The sequence below is a fragment of the Catenulispora pinisilvae genome, assembly GCF_015356865.1.
GTDB lineage: Bacteria > Actinomycetota > Actinomycetes > Streptomycetales > Catenulisporaceae > Catenulispora > Catenulispora pinisilvae.
In genome coordinates this window covers 1-17292 of sequence record NZ_JAAFZA010000097.1, presented here as the reverse complement: position 1 = coordinate 17292, position 17292 = coordinate 1, and the positions used below count along the sequence as shown (strand labels likewise).

18 protein-coding genes are annotated in these 17292 nt (G+C 72.1%); 10 read left to right on the top strand and 8 right to left on the bottom strand.

The window, feature by feature from the left end; all coding sequences use genetic code 11:
- Positions 1–32: 32 nt before the first annotated feature.
- Positions 33–1430: a M64 family metallopeptidase gene (locus IZR01_RS25070; RefSeq protein ID WP_194894858.1), complete on the bottom strand. Its 1398-nt coding sequence runs from the start codon at positions 1428–1430 to the stop codon at positions 33–35.
- A 133-nt stretch (positions 1431–1563) separates the two neighbouring features.
- Here IZR01_RS25070 and IZR01_RS25065 point away from each other — a divergent pair, with 133 nt between their 5' ends.
- Complete coding sequence (locus tag IZR01_RS25065; protein WP_194894859.1) at positions 1564–2094, top strand: DUF11 domain-containing protein; 531 nt, start codon at positions 1564–1566, stop codon at positions 2092–2094.
- Positions 2095–2128: 34 nt separating this feature from the next.
- On the opposite strand, the gene IZR01_RS25060 is transcribed toward IZR01_RS25065, so the two are convergent.
- Positions 2129–3412 carry an RNA polymerase sigma factor gene (locus IZR01_RS25060; RefSeq protein WP_194925272.1) on the bottom strand — a complete coding sequence of 428 codons (1284 nt, stop codon included), beginning with the start codon at positions 3410–3412 and terminating at the stop codon, positions 2129–2131.
- A gap of 123 nt (positions 3413–3535) precedes the next feature.
- The gene (locus IZR01_RS25055; protein ID WP_194894861.1) at positions 3536–3955 is read right to left on the bottom strand and encodes a YciI family protein; all 420 of its coding nucleotides are present in this window, start codon (positions 3953–3955) and stop codon (positions 3536–3538) included.
- A gap of 140 nt (positions 3956–4095) precedes the next feature.
- Here IZR01_RS25055 and IZR01_RS25050 point away from each other — a divergent pair, with 140 nt between their 5' ends.
- Positions 4096–4488, top strand: a complete 393-nt coding sequence (locus IZR01_RS25050) for a PadR family transcriptional regulator (protein WP_228560179.1) — start codon at positions 4096–4098, stop codon at positions 4486–4488.
- An 80-nt stretch (positions 4489–4568) separates the two neighbouring features.
- Positions 4569–5621, top strand: a complete 1053-nt coding sequence (locus IZR01_RS25045; protein WP_194925271.1) for a permease prefix domain 1-containing protein — start codon at positions 4569–4571, stop codon at positions 5619–5621.
- A 52-nt stretch (positions 5622–5673) separates the two neighbouring features.
- Here IZR01_RS25045 and IZR01_RS25040 read toward each other — a convergent pair whose 3' ends face one another.
- Complete coding sequence (locus IZR01_RS25040; protein ID WP_194925270.1) at positions 5674–7176, bottom strand: MFS transporter; 1503 nt, start codon at positions 7174–7176, stop codon at positions 5674–5676.
- A gap of 141 nt (positions 7177–7317) precedes the next feature.
- Here IZR01_RS25040 and IZR01_RS25035 point away from each other — a divergent pair, with 141 nt between their 5' ends.
- On the top strand, positions 7318–7821 hold the full coding sequence (locus IZR01_RS25035; protein WP_194898323.1) for a MarR family winged helix-turn-helix transcriptional regulator: 504 nt from the start codon (positions 7318–7320) through the stop codon (positions 7819–7821).
- 574 nt (positions 7822–8395) lie between these two features.
- Here the strand turns inward: IZR01_RS25035 and IZR01_RS25030 are convergent.
- From IZR01_RS25030 to IZR01_RS25015, 4 genes are all read right to left on the bottom strand, one after another.
- On the bottom strand, positions 8396–9220 hold the full coding sequence (locus IZR01_RS25030; RefSeq protein WP_194925269.1) for an alpha/beta fold hydrolase: 825 nt from the start codon (positions 9218–9220) through the stop codon (positions 8396–8398).
- Complete coding sequence (locus tag IZR01_RS25025; protein ID WP_194898325.1) at positions 9217–9549, bottom strand: DUF2516 family protein; 333 nt, start codon at positions 9547–9549, stop codon at positions 9217–9219. Before IZR01_RS25025 ends, IZR01_RS25030 begins: the two co-directional genes overlap by 4 nt.
- A 133-nt stretch (positions 9550–9682) precedes the next feature.
- Positions 9683–10390 (bottom strand): hypothetical protein, encoded by a 708-nt coding sequence (locus IZR01_RS25020; protein ID WP_194898326.1) that lies wholly within the window; start codon positions 10388–10390, stop codon positions 9683–9685.
- Between the two features lie 17 nt (positions 10391–10407).
- Positions 10408–10893, bottom strand: a complete 486-nt coding sequence (locus IZR01_RS25015) for a helix-turn-helix domain-containing protein (protein WP_369125496.1) — start codon at positions 10891–10893, stop codon at positions 10408–10410.
- A gap of 728 nt (positions 10894–11621) precedes the next feature.
- Here IZR01_RS25015 and mshA point away from each other — a divergent pair.
- The 6 genes from mshA to IZR01_RS24985 form a co-directional block, all read left to right on the top strand.
- Complete coding sequence (mshA, locus tag IZR01_RS25010; RefSeq protein WP_194898327.1) at positions 11622–12905, top strand: D-inositol-3-phosphate glycosyltransferase; 1284 nt, start codon at positions 11622–11624, stop codon at positions 12903–12905.
- 62 nt (positions 12906–12967) lie between these two features.
- Entirely contained in the window at positions 12968–13516 is a 549-nt protein-coding gene (locus IZR01_RS25005; RefSeq protein ID WP_194925268.1) for a type III secretion system chaperone family protein, read from the top strand.
- 9 nt (positions 13517–13525) lie between these two features.
- Positions 13526–14281 carry a phosphoglyceromutase gene (locus IZR01_RS25000; RefSeq protein ID WP_194898329.1) on the top strand — a complete coding sequence of 252 codons (756 nt, stop codon included), beginning with the start codon at positions 13526–13528 and terminating at the stop codon, positions 14279–14281.
- A 238-nt stretch (positions 14282–14519) separates the two neighbouring features.
- A complete protein-coding gene (locus tag IZR01_RS24995; protein ID WP_194925267.1) occupies positions 14520–16451 on the top strand; it encodes a GTP-binding protein in 1932 nt (643 codons plus the stop codon).
- A 67-nt stretch (positions 16452–16518) separates the two neighbouring features.
- Positions 16519–17052 (top strand): SigE family RNA polymerase sigma factor, encoded by a 534-nt coding sequence (locus IZR01_RS24990; protein WP_194898331.1) that lies wholly within the window; start codon positions 16519–16521, stop codon positions 17050–17052.
- Positions 17053–17059: 7 nt separating this feature from the next.
- Positions 17060–17292, top strand: a 233-nt coding sequence (locus IZR01_RS24985) for a hypothetical protein (protein WP_194925266.1), incomplete at its 3' end; no start/stop codon positions are given.

Below are 17292 nucleotides of genomic sequence, written 5' to 3'. Positions count from 1 at the left end.
CTGGAAGTGCTGGAAGTGCTAGGGGGAGAGCGTCAGCCGCCCCACACCCACCACATCGCGGACTTGGTCATGTTCTTCGCCCGGAAGTCCGGGTCGGCGACCGCCGGGTTGTTGTCGATGACGTAGACCAGCACCTGGTTCCACTGGCCCGCCTTGAGCGGCGCGTTCGTCAGGTCCAGGCTGGTCTTGCCCAGCGAGCCGGGCACCGCGGCGCCGTTGACGCCCCAGTAGACCGTGTAGTTCTGGCCGACCAGCGGGATCAGGTTCGCGGTGAGCGTGACGCCGTTCTTGGCGGTGATGCCGTTCCTGGTCGGGGCCGGGGTCACCGAGTCGATCGGGTTGATCGAGCCCTGGCCGTAGCGGCTCAGGTAGAAGGACTCGATCAGCGCCTCGGTCGAGGGCGGGTTGAACGGCTGGCCCAGGGCCCGCATCTCGGAGTTCTGCGAGGGGCGGTTGAAGCCGTGGGCGTAGTAGTTCGCGCCGTCGTAGGCGCCGACGGTGCCGCCGTCCGGGCTCGGCTTGCCGATCCAGCGCCACCACTTGGTGTGGCCGGCCGTCATCTGCGCCGCGGACTGCGAGGTGATGTTCGCCAGGTCCGAGTCGCTGCCGCTGGCGGTGCCGTAGGGGACGTCGTACTCGTCGCCCAGACCCGCGATGGTGTGCGCCATCTCGTGCACGATCACGCCGTCCGAGCTCTGGTTCTCCCCGGCCAGCGTGGTGATCGAGCCGCCGGCGCCGCCGTAGGTGGCGGTGTGCGCGATGGAGATCACGTGGTTGATGCCGGGCACCAGGTTGGCGTAGGCGTTCGCGGCCTTGGTGTCCACGCACAGCAGCCGGTCGATGCCGTGGCACCAGAAGTGCATGCCCAGCGGGGTCTGCTTGTTGATCCCGTCGGTCGGGTCGTTGGAGATGCCCGAGACCGGGGAGACGATGTCGATGCGCGAGGCGTCGAAGAAGTTCTGGTAGGTCTTGTAGGGCTCGTAGTTCATCAGCGCCTGCCAGGCGTTCTCCGCCGACTGCGCGAAGACCGGCAGCTCCGAGGCGGTGTAGCCGTCGCCGACGAAGACCAGGTCGATCCGGTTGTCGTGGCGGCCGTTCTCGTGCATCGGCACCAGCACCGGGCCGCCGGCCGTCGCCAGGCCGCCGGGGGCCAGGTGCAGGTCGCGGGGGATCGGCAGGGCCTGGGGCGCGTGATCGTCGCCGCCGTGCCGCAGCGTGATGCTGCCGTCCGGGGAGAACGTCTCGAACAGCATGTCGCCGCGGCTGTCGGCGTTGGCGTGGGTGTCGCCGAAGCGGACGGCCCCGGCCGAGGCGGGACCCGCGGCGGAGGCGGCCAGCAGGCAGGCGCCCAGGGCCGCGGACAGCAGCGCGACGGCCGCGGCCCGGCGGGGCCCGCGGCGGCGGTGGTCGTCAAGGGTGTGACGGAGCATGCGGCCATTCAAACTCCGCATTTCGTCCGGAAAGGCGGCGCTCGCCTCACCGACGCGGCCGGAAACGCCGGAATTCATCCTTTCGGCGGCACGAATGCGGCTCGCCCGGCCCGGCCCGGCGAAGCTGTGACCCATGACTCTGCGAAACCTCCCCGTGGCCTTCGCGACGCTGGCTTTCGCCGCCGTCGCGGGCGTGGCCGGCGCCGTACCGGCCCAGGCGCACGCCGGAAACGTCGACAAAGGTCGGATCCAGCTGACCGTCACCCACAACGGCCCGATCTTCACCGACAACAACGGCCTGGGCTACGACATCGTCGTCACCAACAACGGCCCGGACACCGCCACCGGCGTGGTCCTGCGCACCACCGGCTGGGACTGCGAGGCCGACGCGCAGAACCGGGAGTCCTGCAAGCCGATCCCGGACCGCTACGACCCGGCCAAGCCGATGGACTTCGAGACCGACCTGGGCACCATCCCGGCCGGCACGCACGCCGAGTTCTCGGTGGTCACCTCGATCCCGGACGAGAACGCCGGCTTCATCCGGACCACGACCGAGGTGGTCCGCAGCGACCAGTACGACACCCGGTCCGAGCCCGGCGCCTGCGACAGCGGCTGGGAGCCGCAGCCCGACTGCATGTCGGACGTCGTCGACCTGACCAAGTGAGTTGACCCCGGTGAGCTGACCCAAGCGAGCTGAATCAGCCTCCGCACGCGGCGGCGCGCGCCAGCAACAGCGCGCGCTCCCGCGTGTTGGCGGTCAGCTCGGCCGCCCGCTCGAACTCGGCCCGGGCCTCGGCGCGCCGGCCGAGCCGGAAGAGCAGGTCGCCGCGCACGCCGGGCAGCAAGTGGTAGTCCCGCATCGCGCGCAGGCCGGTGAGCGCGTCGGTGATGGCCAGCCCGGCTTCCGGACCCTCGGCCATGCCGACCGCGACCGCGCGGTTCAACTCCACGACCGGGGAGCGGGTCTGCTGGACCAGCCGGCCGTAGAGGGCGGCGATGAGCTGCCAGTCGGTGTCCTCGGCGGTGCGGGCCCGAGCGTGGCAGGCGGCCAGCGCGGCTTGCAGGTGGTACGGGCCCGGCCCGGCCGTCTCAGTGCTCTGTAACGCCTGGTCCGCGCGGACCAGCGCGACCAGACCCCGCTCGATCTGCTGCCGGTCCCACTTCGCACGGTCCTGATCCAGCAGCAGCACCGGCTCGCCGTCGGGCCCGGTCCGCGCGTGCCGCCGCGAGTCCTGGATCTCCATCAGCGCCACCAGCGCGTGCACCTCCGGCTCGGCCGGCATCAGCCCGGCCAGCACCCGGCCCAGCCGCAGCGCCTCCTCGCAGAGATCGGCCCGCAGCCAGGCGTCGCCGGCGGTGGCCGAGTAGCCCTCGTTGAAGATCAGGTAGCCGACCTCCAGGACCGAGGCCAGGCGCCGTCGCCGCTCCGGGCCGTCGGGGACCTCGAACGGGACGCCGGCGTCGGCCAGCGTGCGCTTGGCCCGCACGATCCGCTGCGCGGCCGAGGCCTGCGGGATCAGGAAGGCGCGGGCGATCTCGGCGGTGGTCAGGCCGCCGAGGACGCGCAGCGTCAGCGCGACCCGCGCCTCGGCGGAGAGCACCGGGTGGCAGGCGGTGAAGACCAGGCGGAGCAGGTCGTCGTCGATCGCGGTGTCGTCGGCGGCGGCGTCCGCCGCGGCCAGGTCGGCCTCGTGGCCCTCGCCGTCGATCGCCAGCTCCCGGCCGAGCTCGCCGACCTTGCGGCGCAGCGTCTCGGCCCGCCGGAAGTGGTCCACGGCGCGCCGCTTGCCGACCGCGGTCAGCCAGGCGCCGGGCTTGGCCGGCACCCCGGCGGCCGGCCACTGCTCCAGCGCCGCGACCAGCGCGTCCTGGGCCAGCTCCTCGGCCAGGCCCAGGTCGCCGGTGTAGCGGGCCAGGGTGGCCACCACCCGGGCCGCCTCCAGCCGCCAGACCGCCTCGATGGTCTCGGACGTCTGCGCCATGCCGCCAGTCTGGCAGCCGGCGCGCCGGGCGGCCCGGTGTGCTGACCGGGTGCTCCGGCCGGGGTGCGCAGACCGGGTGCTCCGGCCCGGTGCTCCGGCCGGGGTGCTCCGGCCGCGAGGCCGTTACCCGCCGAGCTGCTCGCGCAACTGCTGCTGGGCCTCCCGCAGTTCCGGCGTGAACTCCGGCCCGAGCTCGCTCATCTCGAAGATCGGCCGCACCTCCAACGTCGCGCCGCCGGAGAGCGGCGCGCGCTTGACCCACTCCAGCGCCTCCTGGAGTGAGGAGGCCTGGAGCAGCCAGTACCCGGCGATGATCTCCTTGGACTCGGTGAACGGCCCGTCGATGACGGTGCGCCGCTCCTTGTCGTCGAACCGCACCCGCGCGGCGGCCAGTGTCGGCTTGAGGCCTTCGGCGGCCAGCAGCACCCCGGCCTTGGCCAGCTGTTCGTTGTAGGCGGTCATCTCCTCGAACAGTTCGGTCGGCGGCATCGCGCCGGCCTCGGAGTCCGCGTCGCCCTTGATGAACACCATGAACTTCGGCATGTGATCGCTCCTCGACTGACGGCTGGTCGGTCCAGCCTCCACGAAGGCGTCGGACGGCGCGAGGCGGGATCGACACCGGGCCGGAGGATTTCTTCGGCGCGGGTTGATGCCGAGACGTTCTAAGCCTAGGCTTCCTAGGTATGAGCCAGGACATGATGCGCGGACACCTCGACGGCCTGGTGCTGGCGGTGCTCACCACCGGGCCGTCGCACGGCTACGGACTCATCGACGCGCTGCGCGACCGCAGCGGCGGGGCCTTCGACCTGCCGGAGGGCTCGGTGTACCCGGCGCTGCACCGGCTGGAGCGGGCCGGGCTGGTGGCCAGCGGGTGGTCCGAGGTGGCGGGCCGACGGCGGCGGGTCTACAGCCTGACGGCCGCCGGACGGCGCTCGGCCGAGGAGCGGCGTAGCGAGTGGCGGTCGTTCTCGGCGGCGGTGGAGCGGGTGTTCGGGGGCGGGGAGGCCGGTGGCGCCGCGGTCGGCACGACCGGCACGACCGGCACGACCGGGGCAGTCGGGGCGGTGGGCGCGTGAGGCCCGGGGTGCGGCGGCTCGGTGCCGCGCGACGGGTCGGCGGTGTGCGGCAGGCCGATGCCGCGCAGCAGGCTGATGACGTGCGACAAGCTGATACCGCGCGGCAAGTCGGCGGCCCGACGCCCTACCGCTCGATCGAGGCCTACGCCGACGACCTGGCCTGGCGACTCCGGGTCGGCCTGCGCGGCCGTCGGCGCATCGTCAGCGAGGTCTCGGCACACCTGGCCGACCTGGTCGCCGAGGAGGAGTCCGCCGGGCAGACGCCGCAGGCCGCGGCCCGGCGGGCGACCGCGCGTTTCGGCGCCCCGGAAGAGCTGGCCGGGGAGTTCAACCGCGACTGTGCCCTGCACAGCGCGCGGATCGCCGCCTGGGCACTCGTGGCCTGCGTGATCGCCTCGGTCGGCGCCGCGGGGTTGGCGCTGCGGGGCGGCGCGCCCGCGGCGCCGTGGCCGAATCAGGCTGTCTACTATGCGGTCCCGGCGCTGCTGGCCCAGGTGGCGGCGATGTGCGCGGGCACGGCGTTCTTGCTCGCGGTGATCGCCCCCTGGCTGCTCGGCCGGACCCCGCGGACCCTGGCGACGGTGGTGCGGGCGCAGACCGTCGCGGTCCTGGCCCTGGCCCCGATCGCCGTGGTCTCGGCCGGGAACATCGCCCACGCGGGCTGGACCGAGGGAGCGATGTCGGCGCTGGTGGCGCTCGCGGTGCCGGTCGCCATGGTCTTCAGCGTCCGCGCCGGGCTGCGGGCCGGCACGGTCGCCGGCGGCGCCTCGACGCTCGACGTGATCGTCGACTGCTGCGCGGCGCTGGCCGAGCGCTGGAGTTGGAGCGCTCGGTGGTACGGCTTGGTGACCGGCACGTGGGCCGCCGCGGTCGAGCGGATGCCGCGTCTGATGAGCTGGCTGGAGATGCGGCGCCATCCGTGGCGTTCGGCGGTCACCATCTCAGCGGCCGCCGGGATCGTGTTGAAGCTGCCCGACCTGGTGTTCAAGGCCGATGTCGATCTCCCGGCGGCGGCAGTCGAGGCGCTGGCGGCGTTCCTGGGGTACTGCCTTTTCAGCGCTCTGCTCGGACTGCGCACGCGCGAGCCCTCCGACGCGGTCGGCGTCGAAGGGCTCGCGGTCGGGCCGGCCTGAGCGGTCAGCCGGTCAGCCGGGTCAGCAGTCAGCCGGTCCGGACGTCAGGCGGTCAGGCGGTCGGCGCGAGGTCCAGGCCTGAGGTGCTCTGGCGCGGCGCCTCGGCGGTATCGGCGTCGGCTGCCGCCTCCGGAGCGCCGGCCCCGGCGCCCCGCAGCCCGAACACCGCCACCAGTAGCGCCGCGACCAGCAGCGCTATCCCGATCGTGAACGCCAGGTGGTATCCGCTGCTCAGGGCGTCCGCCGGGTCGTGGCCGGCCCGCAGCAGGTGCGCGGTGCGGCCGGCGGCGAGCGTGGACAGCACCGCCGCGCCGAAGGCCGCGCCGATCTGCTGCGTGGTGTTGTAGAGCCCGGAGACCACCCCGGCGTCCTGCTCGCGGGCCCCGGACATGCCCAGCCCGGCGGCCGCGGGCATGGCCAGGCCGCCGCCGGCGATCAGCACCATGGTCGGCAGCAGGTCGGGGACGTAGTGCGCGTGCGTCGGCATCCGGAGCAGCAGGGCCAGCGCGCCGATGAGCATCACCAGGCCCGCGACCAGCACCGTGCGGGCGCCGAACCGCGCGATCAGCCGGGCCGACACGGTCAGCGCGACTGCCCCGATCGCCACCGCCGCGGGCAGCATGGCCAGGCCGGTCCGGGTCGCGTCGTAGCCGAGCACCTTCTGCATGTCCAAGGCCACCACTATCTGGAAGGCGAACATCGCGGCGATCATCAGCATCTGCACCGCGTTGCCGCCGGCCACGCCGTGCGAGCGCAGGATCCGCAGCGGCATGAGCGGGCTGGCGGCGGTGGCCTGGCGGCCGAAGAAGCCGGCGATCAGCAGGGCGGACAGCGCGCCCAGGCCCAGGGTGCGGGCCGAGGCCCAGCCGGCCGTCGCGGTGCCGACCACGGTGTAGATCGCGAGCATCAGGCCGCCGGTGACCAGCAGCGCGCCGAGCGCGTCCACCCCGGAGCGCAGTCCGGCGCCGCGGTCGGCGGGGATCGCCTTCCCCGCGGCGGCCAGCGTCAGCAGGCCGATCGGGATGTTGATCATGAAGATCCAGTGCCAGCTCAGCGCGTCGGTCAGGACGCCGCCGAGCACCTGGCCGATCGAGGCGCCGGCCGCCCCGGTGAACGCGAACACCCCCAGCGCCTTGGCCCGCTCGCGCGGTTCGGTGAACAGCGTGACCAGGATGCCCAGGCTCACCGCGGACGACGCCGCGCTGCCGATCCCCTGCCCGAACCGGGCCGTGACCAGCATCGCCGGTGAGTTCGCGGCCCCGGCCACCGCCGAGGCCGCCACGAACAGCGCGATGCCGGCCAGGAACACCGGCTTGCGGCCGAGCAGGTCGCCGAGCCGTCCGGCGAGCAGCAGCAGGCCGCCGAAGGCCAGCTGGTAGCTGTTCACCACCCAGCTCAGGCCGGCCGAGGAGAAGCCCAGGTGGGACTGGATGGACGGCATCGCGACGGTGACGATGCTGCCGTCCAGCACCGCCATCAGGGCGCTGGTGGCGATCACGGCCAGCGCCAGGCGCTGGGAGCCGCCGGCGCCGGCGGGGCGGGATGCGAAGGACATGATCACTCCTGGGAGCTCGATGACGCGGGAAGGTGCGCCGGGTCCGGTGCCGACAGGGATGACCGTAGCGGATAGTTTTGAAGTAGACAATCTTTCTCGGGAAGATCTACTTGAAGAGCTCTCTCGCGCTACACTGCTGCCATGACCTCCCTGGCCCCCGCCCGCACCGCCGGCACCGCGGAGCGCACGGCGCCCGACCTGTCGTACCTGCTCGACCACACCTCGCACGTGCTGCGCACCAAGATGGCCGCGGCCCTGGCCGAGGTCGGCATGACCGCGCGCATGCACTGCGTACTGGTCAAGGCGCTGGAGGAGGAACGCACCCAGATCCAGATCGCCGAACTCGGCGACATGGACAAGACCACGATGGTGGTGACGGTCGACGCCCTGGAGAAGGCGGGCCTGGCCGAGCGCCGGCCCTCGGCGGGCGACCGCCGGGCCCGCATCATCGCGGTCACCGACGCCGGCGCCGAGATGGCCGGGCGCACCCAGGCGATCGTGGACCGGGTCCACGCCGAGGCGATCAGTTCACTGCCGGAGGAGATGCGCCCGGTGCTGTTGGCGGCGCTGGAACTGCTCACCACCGGCCACCTGGCCACGCCCGAGGAGAGCCCGGCCGGGGCGCGGCGGGCGCGGCAGGCGTGAGCGGGTTCTGATGCGAGCGTGCTCTGATGTGCGCTGGTTCTGGTGTGAGCAGGTTCTGGTGTGCGCAGGTTCTGGTTCTGAGAAGGGGCGCGCCGCGGCGGGAGCAGTCCCAGGCCGGCTCATGCCGCGACGCGTGGTGCCATCAGAGCACGTGCCCGTTAAGCGCGCTTTAAAGCCGGCCGTTGTCCGTTCATCTGCTGGGGTGTCCGGAAAAGCCGAACCGCCCGCCGACGTGGCCGCTGCTCAGGGAGGAGGGCTGAGCGGCCTCGCCGGACGGGCGGTCCGGGTCCTGCATCTTGCATCCCACACACACCGAGCGCCGCTAGCGGCGCTCGCCCACCGGTCCACATATCCCAGGGGTCCTGCGAGTTGACCCGACGCCCCGGTCCCAAGGGACCGGGGCCCGGCGTGGCCGTCTCGTCAGCAGCCACACCGTCCGGGAGTCGGGCTCTCCCGGGTTTTTCGGGGGTGAGATAACTATGACCCGCGCGTCCCAGGGATTCGCTGAGACCGCTGTGAGAAAACCCTGAGAAAAGAAATCGCAGGTCGAGGCCGGTGTGTTACCGAACGTATATCATCGCAAAAGGTTCCCGATCGAGCCCAGGAATTCGGCGGTGAGCGCCCTGAGTTCGGCGCGGTGGCCCCACAGTGCGCCGGCGGCGTCGAAGACCTCCAGCCGGGCCGTGGGCAGGGCCTGTGCCACCCGGCGCGCGGTCTCGACCGGGTGTGCCGGATCGCCCTCCTGGGCGATCACGAGGACCGGGGCCGTGACGGCGCGCAGCCGCTCCAGGCCTGCCGGATCCAGCGGCACGGCCGTCGCGAGCGGGAGCCAGCGTCCCGGGTCGCGGTCCTCGGCGACCAGCTCCTTGGCGCGGCGCTCGGCCCAGTCGCGGGCGATCGGCGCGTCGCGGACCGCGAGCGGCTGGGTGCGCAGGAGGGCGTCGGCGACGCCGGGGACGTCCTCGGCCGCGAGTCGGGAGGCGAGATCGCGGTGTGGGGCGACGGCATCGGGGCGGCGCGCGACGTCGGCGACGGCCGGCAGATACAGCACCACCCGCTCGAAGCGGTCGGGGATGCGGCTCAGCACGCGCAGCAGCGTGGCCGCGCCGAGCGAGACGCCGAAGGCCGCGGTGGCGTGTTCGTGGTCGGCGACGGCCAGGGCGGCCGCGGCCAGGGTGTCGTAGCCGAGCGGGTCCGGGCCGGTGGCGGCACCGTGGCCGGGCAGGTGCGCGAAGACCTTGCGGCCGGGCACGCCGGAGGCCAGCGGCCGGGTGTCCTCGATGGAGCCGGCCAGGCCGTGCAGGAACAGCGTGGTGGGCGGGCCGGGGGTGCCGGCCAGGGCGTACTCGACGGTCCCCTCGCCGGCCGGGCCGGCGTAGGGCAGCGTCAGGGTCCTCACCAGCGGCCGTACGGGCCCTGGTTGCTACCGCTGTCGCTCTTGCGCTTGGGGCCGGCGACCTGCTTCAGCGCCGGGCGGACGTCCACCCAGTAGACCATCGCGACCACCACGCCGACGATGGTGAACAGCAGGCCCAGCAGCATGTTCGCGGCGATCGCCACGGTGAGGATGATCAGCCAGCCGGGCTTGGTGAGCTTGCCGGCGGCGCGGTAGGCGTCCTCGCGCCGCAGCGCGGCGTCGACCAGGACGACGACCTGCCCGACCAGCACGGCCAGGGAGATGATGGCGAGGAAGCTGGTCAGGCCGTCGCGCAGTGCGGAGCCGATCATTGCCGTCGTCCTCCTTCTACGGTTGGGTCCGGGATGCCTGCCGGTCGTTACGTTCAACGTACGCGACCGGCGGGCTCGTTCCCAGTCTCTTCGCGATCTACCAACGATCGCGGCCTACTGGCGGTCGCCGTGTTCAGGCCTCGCCGGTCTTCTTCGCGGCGCTGCCGTTGGCGGTGCGGCGGGGCGCGGCCTTCTTGGCGGTGCCGGTGCCGGAGGTGCTGCCGCCGGTCGTCTTGGCCTTGGCCGGCGGCTGCTCGGCGGCGGCCTTCGGGGCGGCGGCCTCGGACTTGGCCGACTCAGCCGGCTTGCCGGCCGGCGCGGCCGCGGTCTTCGGCTCCTCGTCCTCGATCACCACGACCGACTCGACCCGCACCGCCTCGGCACCCCGGGTCTCCTGCACCGCGACCACCTCGACCTCGGTGGCCCGGCCGGCCAGCACCCGGTCCACGACGGCCTTGCCGCGCTCGGAGTAGCCGTCGTAGGTCTCCACGGCCTTGCCCGCGACCTCCAACGCCCGGCCGACCTGCATCAGCAGCAGGGTCTGGGCCTTCTCCCGGGCGGCGCGCAGGTCCGGCTCGGAGATCTTCTCGCGCAGCGCCTTGGCGTCGTCCTGGAACTGGCCCAGCGCGATCTTCGACTGCACGCTCTCGGCCACCCCGGCGACCTTGCCGGCCACGGAGGTCGCCACCTCGCCGGCCTTCGTCCCGGCCTCGGTCAGCAGCGCCGGCGCGTCCTTGAGCGCGGCCACCGCGGCGTCACCGACACCGGCGGCGAAGTAGAACGGCTTGGGGTTGGTGACGGTGGTCGTCACGGTCTTGCGGGCACTGTCCACCAGGTTCATGAGGGCTCCTTCTCGATTCACTGCTCGGTGGGCTCGGCCGCCGCCGAGCCACGGATGTCACGGATGTGTTCGTCGTCGATGTCTTCGATGCCGTCGATGCCGTCGATGTTCTTGCCGTTCTGGGCATCCCGCGCCGCCGCATCCCGAGCGCTCTCCAACCGGAACGCCTCATAGATGTCGAGCAGCGCACGCTTCTGCCGCGCACTGAGCCACGGGTCGTCGGCGACAGCGGCCCGCACCTTCTCGGTCGCCGCGTCTGGATCGACGTCGGCGCCTCCGTCCAACAACCCGGCCCGCACATACAGCGTCTCGGCTGAAATCCGCAGCGCCTTCGCAAGCTGCTGCAAGATCTCCGCACTGGGCTTACGCAACCCCCGCTCGATCTGGCTGAGGTAGGGATTCGACACCCCCGCGGCCTGCGCCAACTGCCGCACGGAGTACTGCGCGTTGCGGCGCTGCTCGCGGATGTACTCGCCGAGCGGCCCGATCGGGAGGGCTCCCAGGGGATTGTGGGGCATGCGTTCAGCGTGGCACGCGAGTGCTTGCAATTGCAAGCGGATGCTTGCTGGTGTGATGCGGGGCACGCGCGGGATTCGCTTATCGCTGACGGCGGTTTTCCGGTAGCGCGCGTCTTGACGCCGCTGTGGGATGGGTCGCCGAGGTGTCCCATGTAAAGACATCGACTCACGCCACCCTCGCGCCATACGCTCGCAAATAGGGCTGTGGCCTGGGTAAAGGCGCTGATCTTCGAGTATCTACTACGACGCGTAGTCAATTTTCTTATGTGGCTTTGACATCGGACATGCCACTCTGAGAGCCCTCCGAGGGAGCCCGACCCTCGGCGGTGTGCGAGTGCAGACCCGCGCGCCTGCCCGGCCCCGTGTCGTTCGCGTCCCCGCGTGGACGGCTGCACGGGGCCGGGTCCTTTTGTGCCACTGATCTCGGGTCGCCGATCTTGAGTCGCTGATCTTGGGTTCCGAGCGTGCGTCCCGGCCACGTCCGGCCCGCACGCGGCCCGCGTCTCACCGATCAGTCACCGGCGCGGCGATCCGGGCAATGCACCGTAAAGTCATCGGATGATCGGACCGATACCGGCCCGATCGGTGGCTGGCCGGTGCCCCGCCGGCGCCGGCCCCGGGCTTGCCGGGAATGCGCCGCCGAGGTCCCGCCGTTGCATCGTTGTCGGCCACACAGCCGTGCCCCGGATTCCCGACGTAGGAGGTAAAACGCCTTGGAATCGCTGCCCAGGCGTGTGGCGCTGCTGTCCGTGCACACTTCCCCGCTGCACCAGCCGGGTACCGGCGACGCCGGCGGCATGAACGTCTACATAGTGGAGCTCTCGCGGCGGCTCGCCGACCTCGGCATCGAGGTGGAGATCTTCACGCGGGCGACCACCGGCGCGCTGCCCCCGGCCGTCGACCTCGCCCCCGGCGTCCTGGTGAGACACGTCACGGCCGGCCCCTACGAGGGCCTGTCCAAGGAGGACCTGCCGGGCCAGCTGTGCGCCTTCACCTCCGGCGTCCTGCGCACCGAGGCGATGCACGAGCCCGGCTACTACGACCTGATCCACTCCCACTACTGGCTCTCCGGCCAGGTGGGCTGGCTGGCCAAGGAGCGCTGGGGCGTCCCGCTGATCCACTCCATGCACACCCTGGGCAAGGTGAAGAACGCCGCCCTGGCGCTCGGCGACGACCCGGAGCCCACGGCCCGGCTGGTCGGCGAGGACCAGGTGGTGGACGCCGCCGACCGGCTCATCGCCAACACCGACCAGGAGGCCTCGGAGCTGGTGCGGCTGTACGACGCCGACCCGGACCGGGTGTCGACCGTGAACCCCGGCGTGGACCTGGACCGCTTCCGTCCGGGGGACAAGGCGGCGGCCCGGGAGTCGCTGGGGCTGCCGGCGGACGCCTCGGTGCTGGTATTCGTCGGCCGGATCCAGCCGCTGAAGGCCCCGGACGTGCTGCTGCGGGCCGCCGCCGAGCTGATCGCGCGGTCCCCGGAGCGCCGGGAGAAGCTGGTGGTCGCCGTGGTCGGCGGGCCCAGCGGATCCGGGCTGGCCGAGCCCACGCACCTGCACCGGCTGGCGCGCCGGCTGGGGATCGCGGACGTGGTGCGGTTCGTGAAGCCGGTGGACCAGACCCGGCTGGCCGACTGGTACCGGGCCGCGGACATCGCGGTCGTGCCGTCCTACAGCGAATCCTTCGGCCTGGTCGCCATAGAGGCGCAGGCTTGCGGCACGCCGGTGGTGGCCGCGCGGGTCGGCGGCCTGGCCACGGCCGTGGCCGACGGCCGCTCCGGGATCCTGGTCACCGGCCACGATCCGGCGGACTACGCCACCGCGGTCGCCCGGCTGCTCGACGCGCCGCACCTGCTGGCCGACTACGGCGAGAACGCCGTCGAGCACGCGGCTCGCTTCGGCTGGTCCGCTACTGCGGCTGCGACCGCCGACGTCTACAGCCGCTCTATAGAGGACCTGCGTGCGTTCCGGTACCGCGAGTTGTGCGCGGGTCAGTAGTGCGCGGCATTAGTGCGGGACCGGTAGCGCGCGACCGGTAGCGCGGCAATAGGGTCGGTCCCATGGGTGGTGATCGAGAAGGCATCAAGGCCGCCGCGCGTTCGGCGGTGCTGGACGCGCTGGCCGACGCCGGAGTGGAGTACGAGCGGCCCGAGGACGGCACGTTCGTCGTGAAGCTCCCCGGCGAGCACAAGCTGTGGACCACGTGCTCGCTGGTGGTCGGCGACCACACGCTCTCGCTCAACGCGTTCGTGGCCCGCCGGCCCGACGAGAACCACGAGGGCGTCTACCGCTGGCTGCTGGAGCGCAACACCCGGCTCGGCTCGCTGGCCTTCGCCCTGGACCGGCTCGGCGACGTGTATCTGGTCGGCCGGCTACCGCTGGGCCTGATCACCCCGGAGGTCGTGGACCAGCTCCTCGGCGAGGCGGTCGCGGCCTCCGACTCCTCCTTCGACCAGCTCCTGGAGCTGGGCTTCGCCTCCGCGATCCGGCGCGAATGGCAGTGGCGGACCTCCCGCGGGGAGTCGCTGGCGAACCTCGCAGCCTTCCGTCATCTCATCGAGCGGACACCGGACACCCGGGACGAGAAGGGGCCGGAAGCCCCGAAGTAGGCTGGCGCCATGACCGCCGAATCACGCCTGATCCTGCTCCGCCACGGCGAGAGCGAGTGGAACGCCAAGAACCTGTTCACCGGTTGGGTGGACGTCAATCTCAACGCCAAGGGCGAGGCCGAGGCCGTGCGCGGCGGCGAGCTGCTGCGCGAGCGCGACCTGCTGCCGGACGTGGTCCACACCTCGGTGCTGCGCCGTGCGATCCGCACCGCGAACATCGCGCTGGAGGCCGCCGACCGGCACTGGATCCCGGTGCGCCGCAGCTGGCGGCTGAACGAGCGGCACTACGGCGCGCTCCAGGGCAAGGACAAGGCCGCGACGCTGGCGGAGTTCGGCGAGGACCAGTTCATGCTGTGGCGCCGGTCCTACGACGTCCCGCCGCCGCCGCTGGCCGCGGACGACAAGTTCTCGCAGTTCCAGGACCCGCGCTACGCCGGTCTGCCGACCGAACTGCGTCCGCGGACCGAGTGCCTGAAGGACGTCGTCGGCCGCATGCTGCCGTACTGGTACGACGCGATCGTCCCGGACCTGCGGGCCGGCGACACGGTGCTGGTGGCCGCGCACGGCAACTCGCTGCGCGCGCTGGTGAAGCACCTGGACGGGATCTCGGACGAGGACATCGCCGCCCTGAACATCCCCACCGGCGTCCCGCTGCTCTACACGCTGGACGGCGACCTGCGGCCGACGAAGACCGGCGGGGAGTACCTGGACCCGAAGGCCGCGGCGGAGTCGATCGAGGCGGTCAAGAACCAGGGCAAGAAGTAGGTTTCAGGGCTCTGATCCTCAAGCGGGCTCCGGCCGGGCGTGATCCGCCCGCCCGGAGCCCCTTGTGTCCCCGGTGGTCCCGTGTGCGCGAATAATCAGTTGCACCGCTGCCCGGCGGCTGCGAGTCTTCGGCGGTAACGTCGGGACTGTTGTCGAGCGAGGAAGGGCACGGGCATGCGCCGTCGCTTCGAAATCTCCGTTTCCCATTTGGATCGAGCTTTCGAGGACGCAACCAACCGTGCCCACCGTGAACATCGGAATCCTCGCGCATGTCGACGCGGGTAAGACCAGCCTGACCGAGCGCCTGCTCTTCGAGACCGGGACCATCGGCCGGCTCGGGAGCGTGGACGCCGGGACCACGCAGACCGACCGCGGCGAGCTCGAACGCCGCCGCGGCATCACCATCAAGACCGCGGTCGCCGCCTTCAGCGTCGGCGACCTGCGGGTCAACCTGATCGACACCCCCGGGCACTCCGACTTCGTCGCCGAAGTGGAGCGCGCGCTGGGGGTGCTGGACGGCGCCGTGCTGGTGCTGTCGGCGGTCGAGGGCGTGCAGGCGCACACCCGGCGGCTGATGAAGACGCTGCGCCGGCTGCGGGTGCCGACCCTGCTGTTCGTGAACAAGGTCGACCGGGTCGGCGCGCGGCAGGACGGACTCCTGGCCGACGTGCGCCGGCTGCTGACGCCGGGCGCGATCGCCGTGAGCGAGGTCGAGGGCGTCGGGACGAAGGCGGCGCGCGTGCGGCCTTCGGACCTGGACCTGTCCGACGCCGAGCGGCTGGCCGAGTATGACGAAGCCGTGCTGGCCGCGTTGGTCGAGGACCGCCTGCCCGACGAGGGAGAACTGCGCGCTGCCCTGGCCCGCCAGACCGCCCTCGGCCACGCGTATCCCGTGTACTTCGGCTCGGCGATCACCGGGGTCGGCGTCGCGGAACTGGTCGGCGGGGTGCGAGAGCTGCTTCCGCACGCCGCCGGCGACGCCGGCGCCGAAACCCGCGGGACCGTGTTCGCGATCGAGCGCGGCCGGGCCGGGGACAAGACCGCCTACGTGCGCCTGCGCGACGGCGTGCTGCGCACCCGGGACCGCACCGGATTCGGGACCATCACCGGCCTGGAGGTCGTCGGGCTCCCCGGCGCCGCCGAGGCCCGGCCCGGCGACATCGCGAAGGTCAGGGGGCTGCCCGGGATCCGGGTCGGCGACCGGTTCGGCACCGGAGAGGCCGCCGATACCGCCGGCACCGCTGGCACCGACACCGCAGCCGACTTCGCCCGACCGAGCCTGGAGACCGTGGTGCGGGCGGCGGACGGCGACCGGACGCGGCTGCACGCCGCCCTGGTCGAGATGGCCGATCAGGACCCGCTGATCCGTACCCGTGCGCTGCCCGGCGGCGAGAGTTCGGTGCTGCTCTACGGCGAGGTCCAGAAGGAGGTCGTGGCGGCGACCCTGGCCGACGTGTACGGCGTCGAGGCCGTCTTCGAGCCGAGCCGGACCGTCTACATCGAGCGGCCCGTAGGGGTCGGCGAGTACGGCGAGAACATGAACCACTTCCCGAGCACCCGGTTCCGTGCCACGCTCGGGTTTCGCGTCACGCCGGGCGCGCCGGGCAGCGGCCGGGTGTTCCGCTACGAGACCGAACTCGGCGCGCTGCCGCCGGTCTACCACCGCGCGACCGAGGAGACCGTGCTGCGCACGCTGGAGCAGGGGCTCGACGGCTGGGCGGTGACGGACGTGGTGGTGACGATGGTGCGCAGCGGGTTCTGCTCGGTGACCAGCGTCGCCGGCGACTTCCGGAAGCTGGCGCCGTACGTGCTGATGCGGGCCCTGACGGAAGCCGGGACCGAGGTGTACGAACCCTGCCACGCCTTCGAACTGGACGTCCCGGCCGACACCGGGCCCGCCGTGCTGTCGGCGCTGGTCGCGGCGCAAGCCGAGGTCGAGGTGTCGGCGGGCGGGTCGCAATCGTGGTCGCTGCACGGGAACCTGCCGGCCCGCACCGTCCAGGACGTCGAGAAGACGCTGCCCGCCCTGACCCGGGGCGAGGCGGTATGGCTGTCGCAGGCGGCGGGGGACCGGCTGGTGCGCAGCCGCCCCGCCGGGCGCGAGCGGACCGACGGGAACCCGACCGACCTCGACGAGTACCTGCGCTACCTGGCGTTGGAAAAAATGTAGAGCTCCCAGTGAAGAAAGCACGGAGAACCCCTAGAACCCAACACCCGCCTACCCCGGTTATATCTGCGTGAGATCTCTCAGGAAAGGCACCAGCCCGGAACTCCACGAGGAGTTCCGGGTCTTCGTCACGGGAAGTCAGGGCCACCTGAGGCGCTCAGCCTATGTGCTGTGCGGCGACTGGCATCTGGCCGAGGACCTGGTCCAAACCGCGTACCAGCGGATCTTCCGGGCCTGGCATCGGGTGCGGGTGATGGACCTGCCCGATGCCTACGCCCGGCGCGTGGTCTACCGCTGCTTTCTCGACAGCCGTAAGTGGCAGCGCGAAGCGGCGTCGCTGGAGGCGCTGGTCGACCGGCCGGCCGTCGAGGGCGACGCCGCGGTACGGCTGACCATCCTCGCCGCGCTGGCCGAGCTGGCCCCGCGCACGCGGGCGATCGTGGCCCTGCGGTACTGGGAGGACCACAGCGTCGAGCAGACCGCGGCCGCGCTCGGGATCAGCACCGGCACGGTGAAGAGCATGTCCGCCCGCGGACTGGCGCAGCTGCGCGAACGACTGGGCGACTTCGCGACCTTGCTTCCCGACTCCGTAGAAACCAGGTGAGGCGAACATGACACCGGATGATTCGGACCTCTCGGTCCACGACGTGATCGGCCGGCTCTTCGAGGAGCCGGAACCCACACACCGCACGAATCTGGCCGACGGCGCGATCGCGTACGGGATGGCGGCGAGCCGGCGGCGCGGGTTCGCCGTGGCCGGGGCCACGTTGAGCGTGCTGGCGGTGGTCGCCGGGGCGGTGGGGGTGGCCGGCGGGGTGGACGGGTCGGGAGGCGGCGGCTTGTC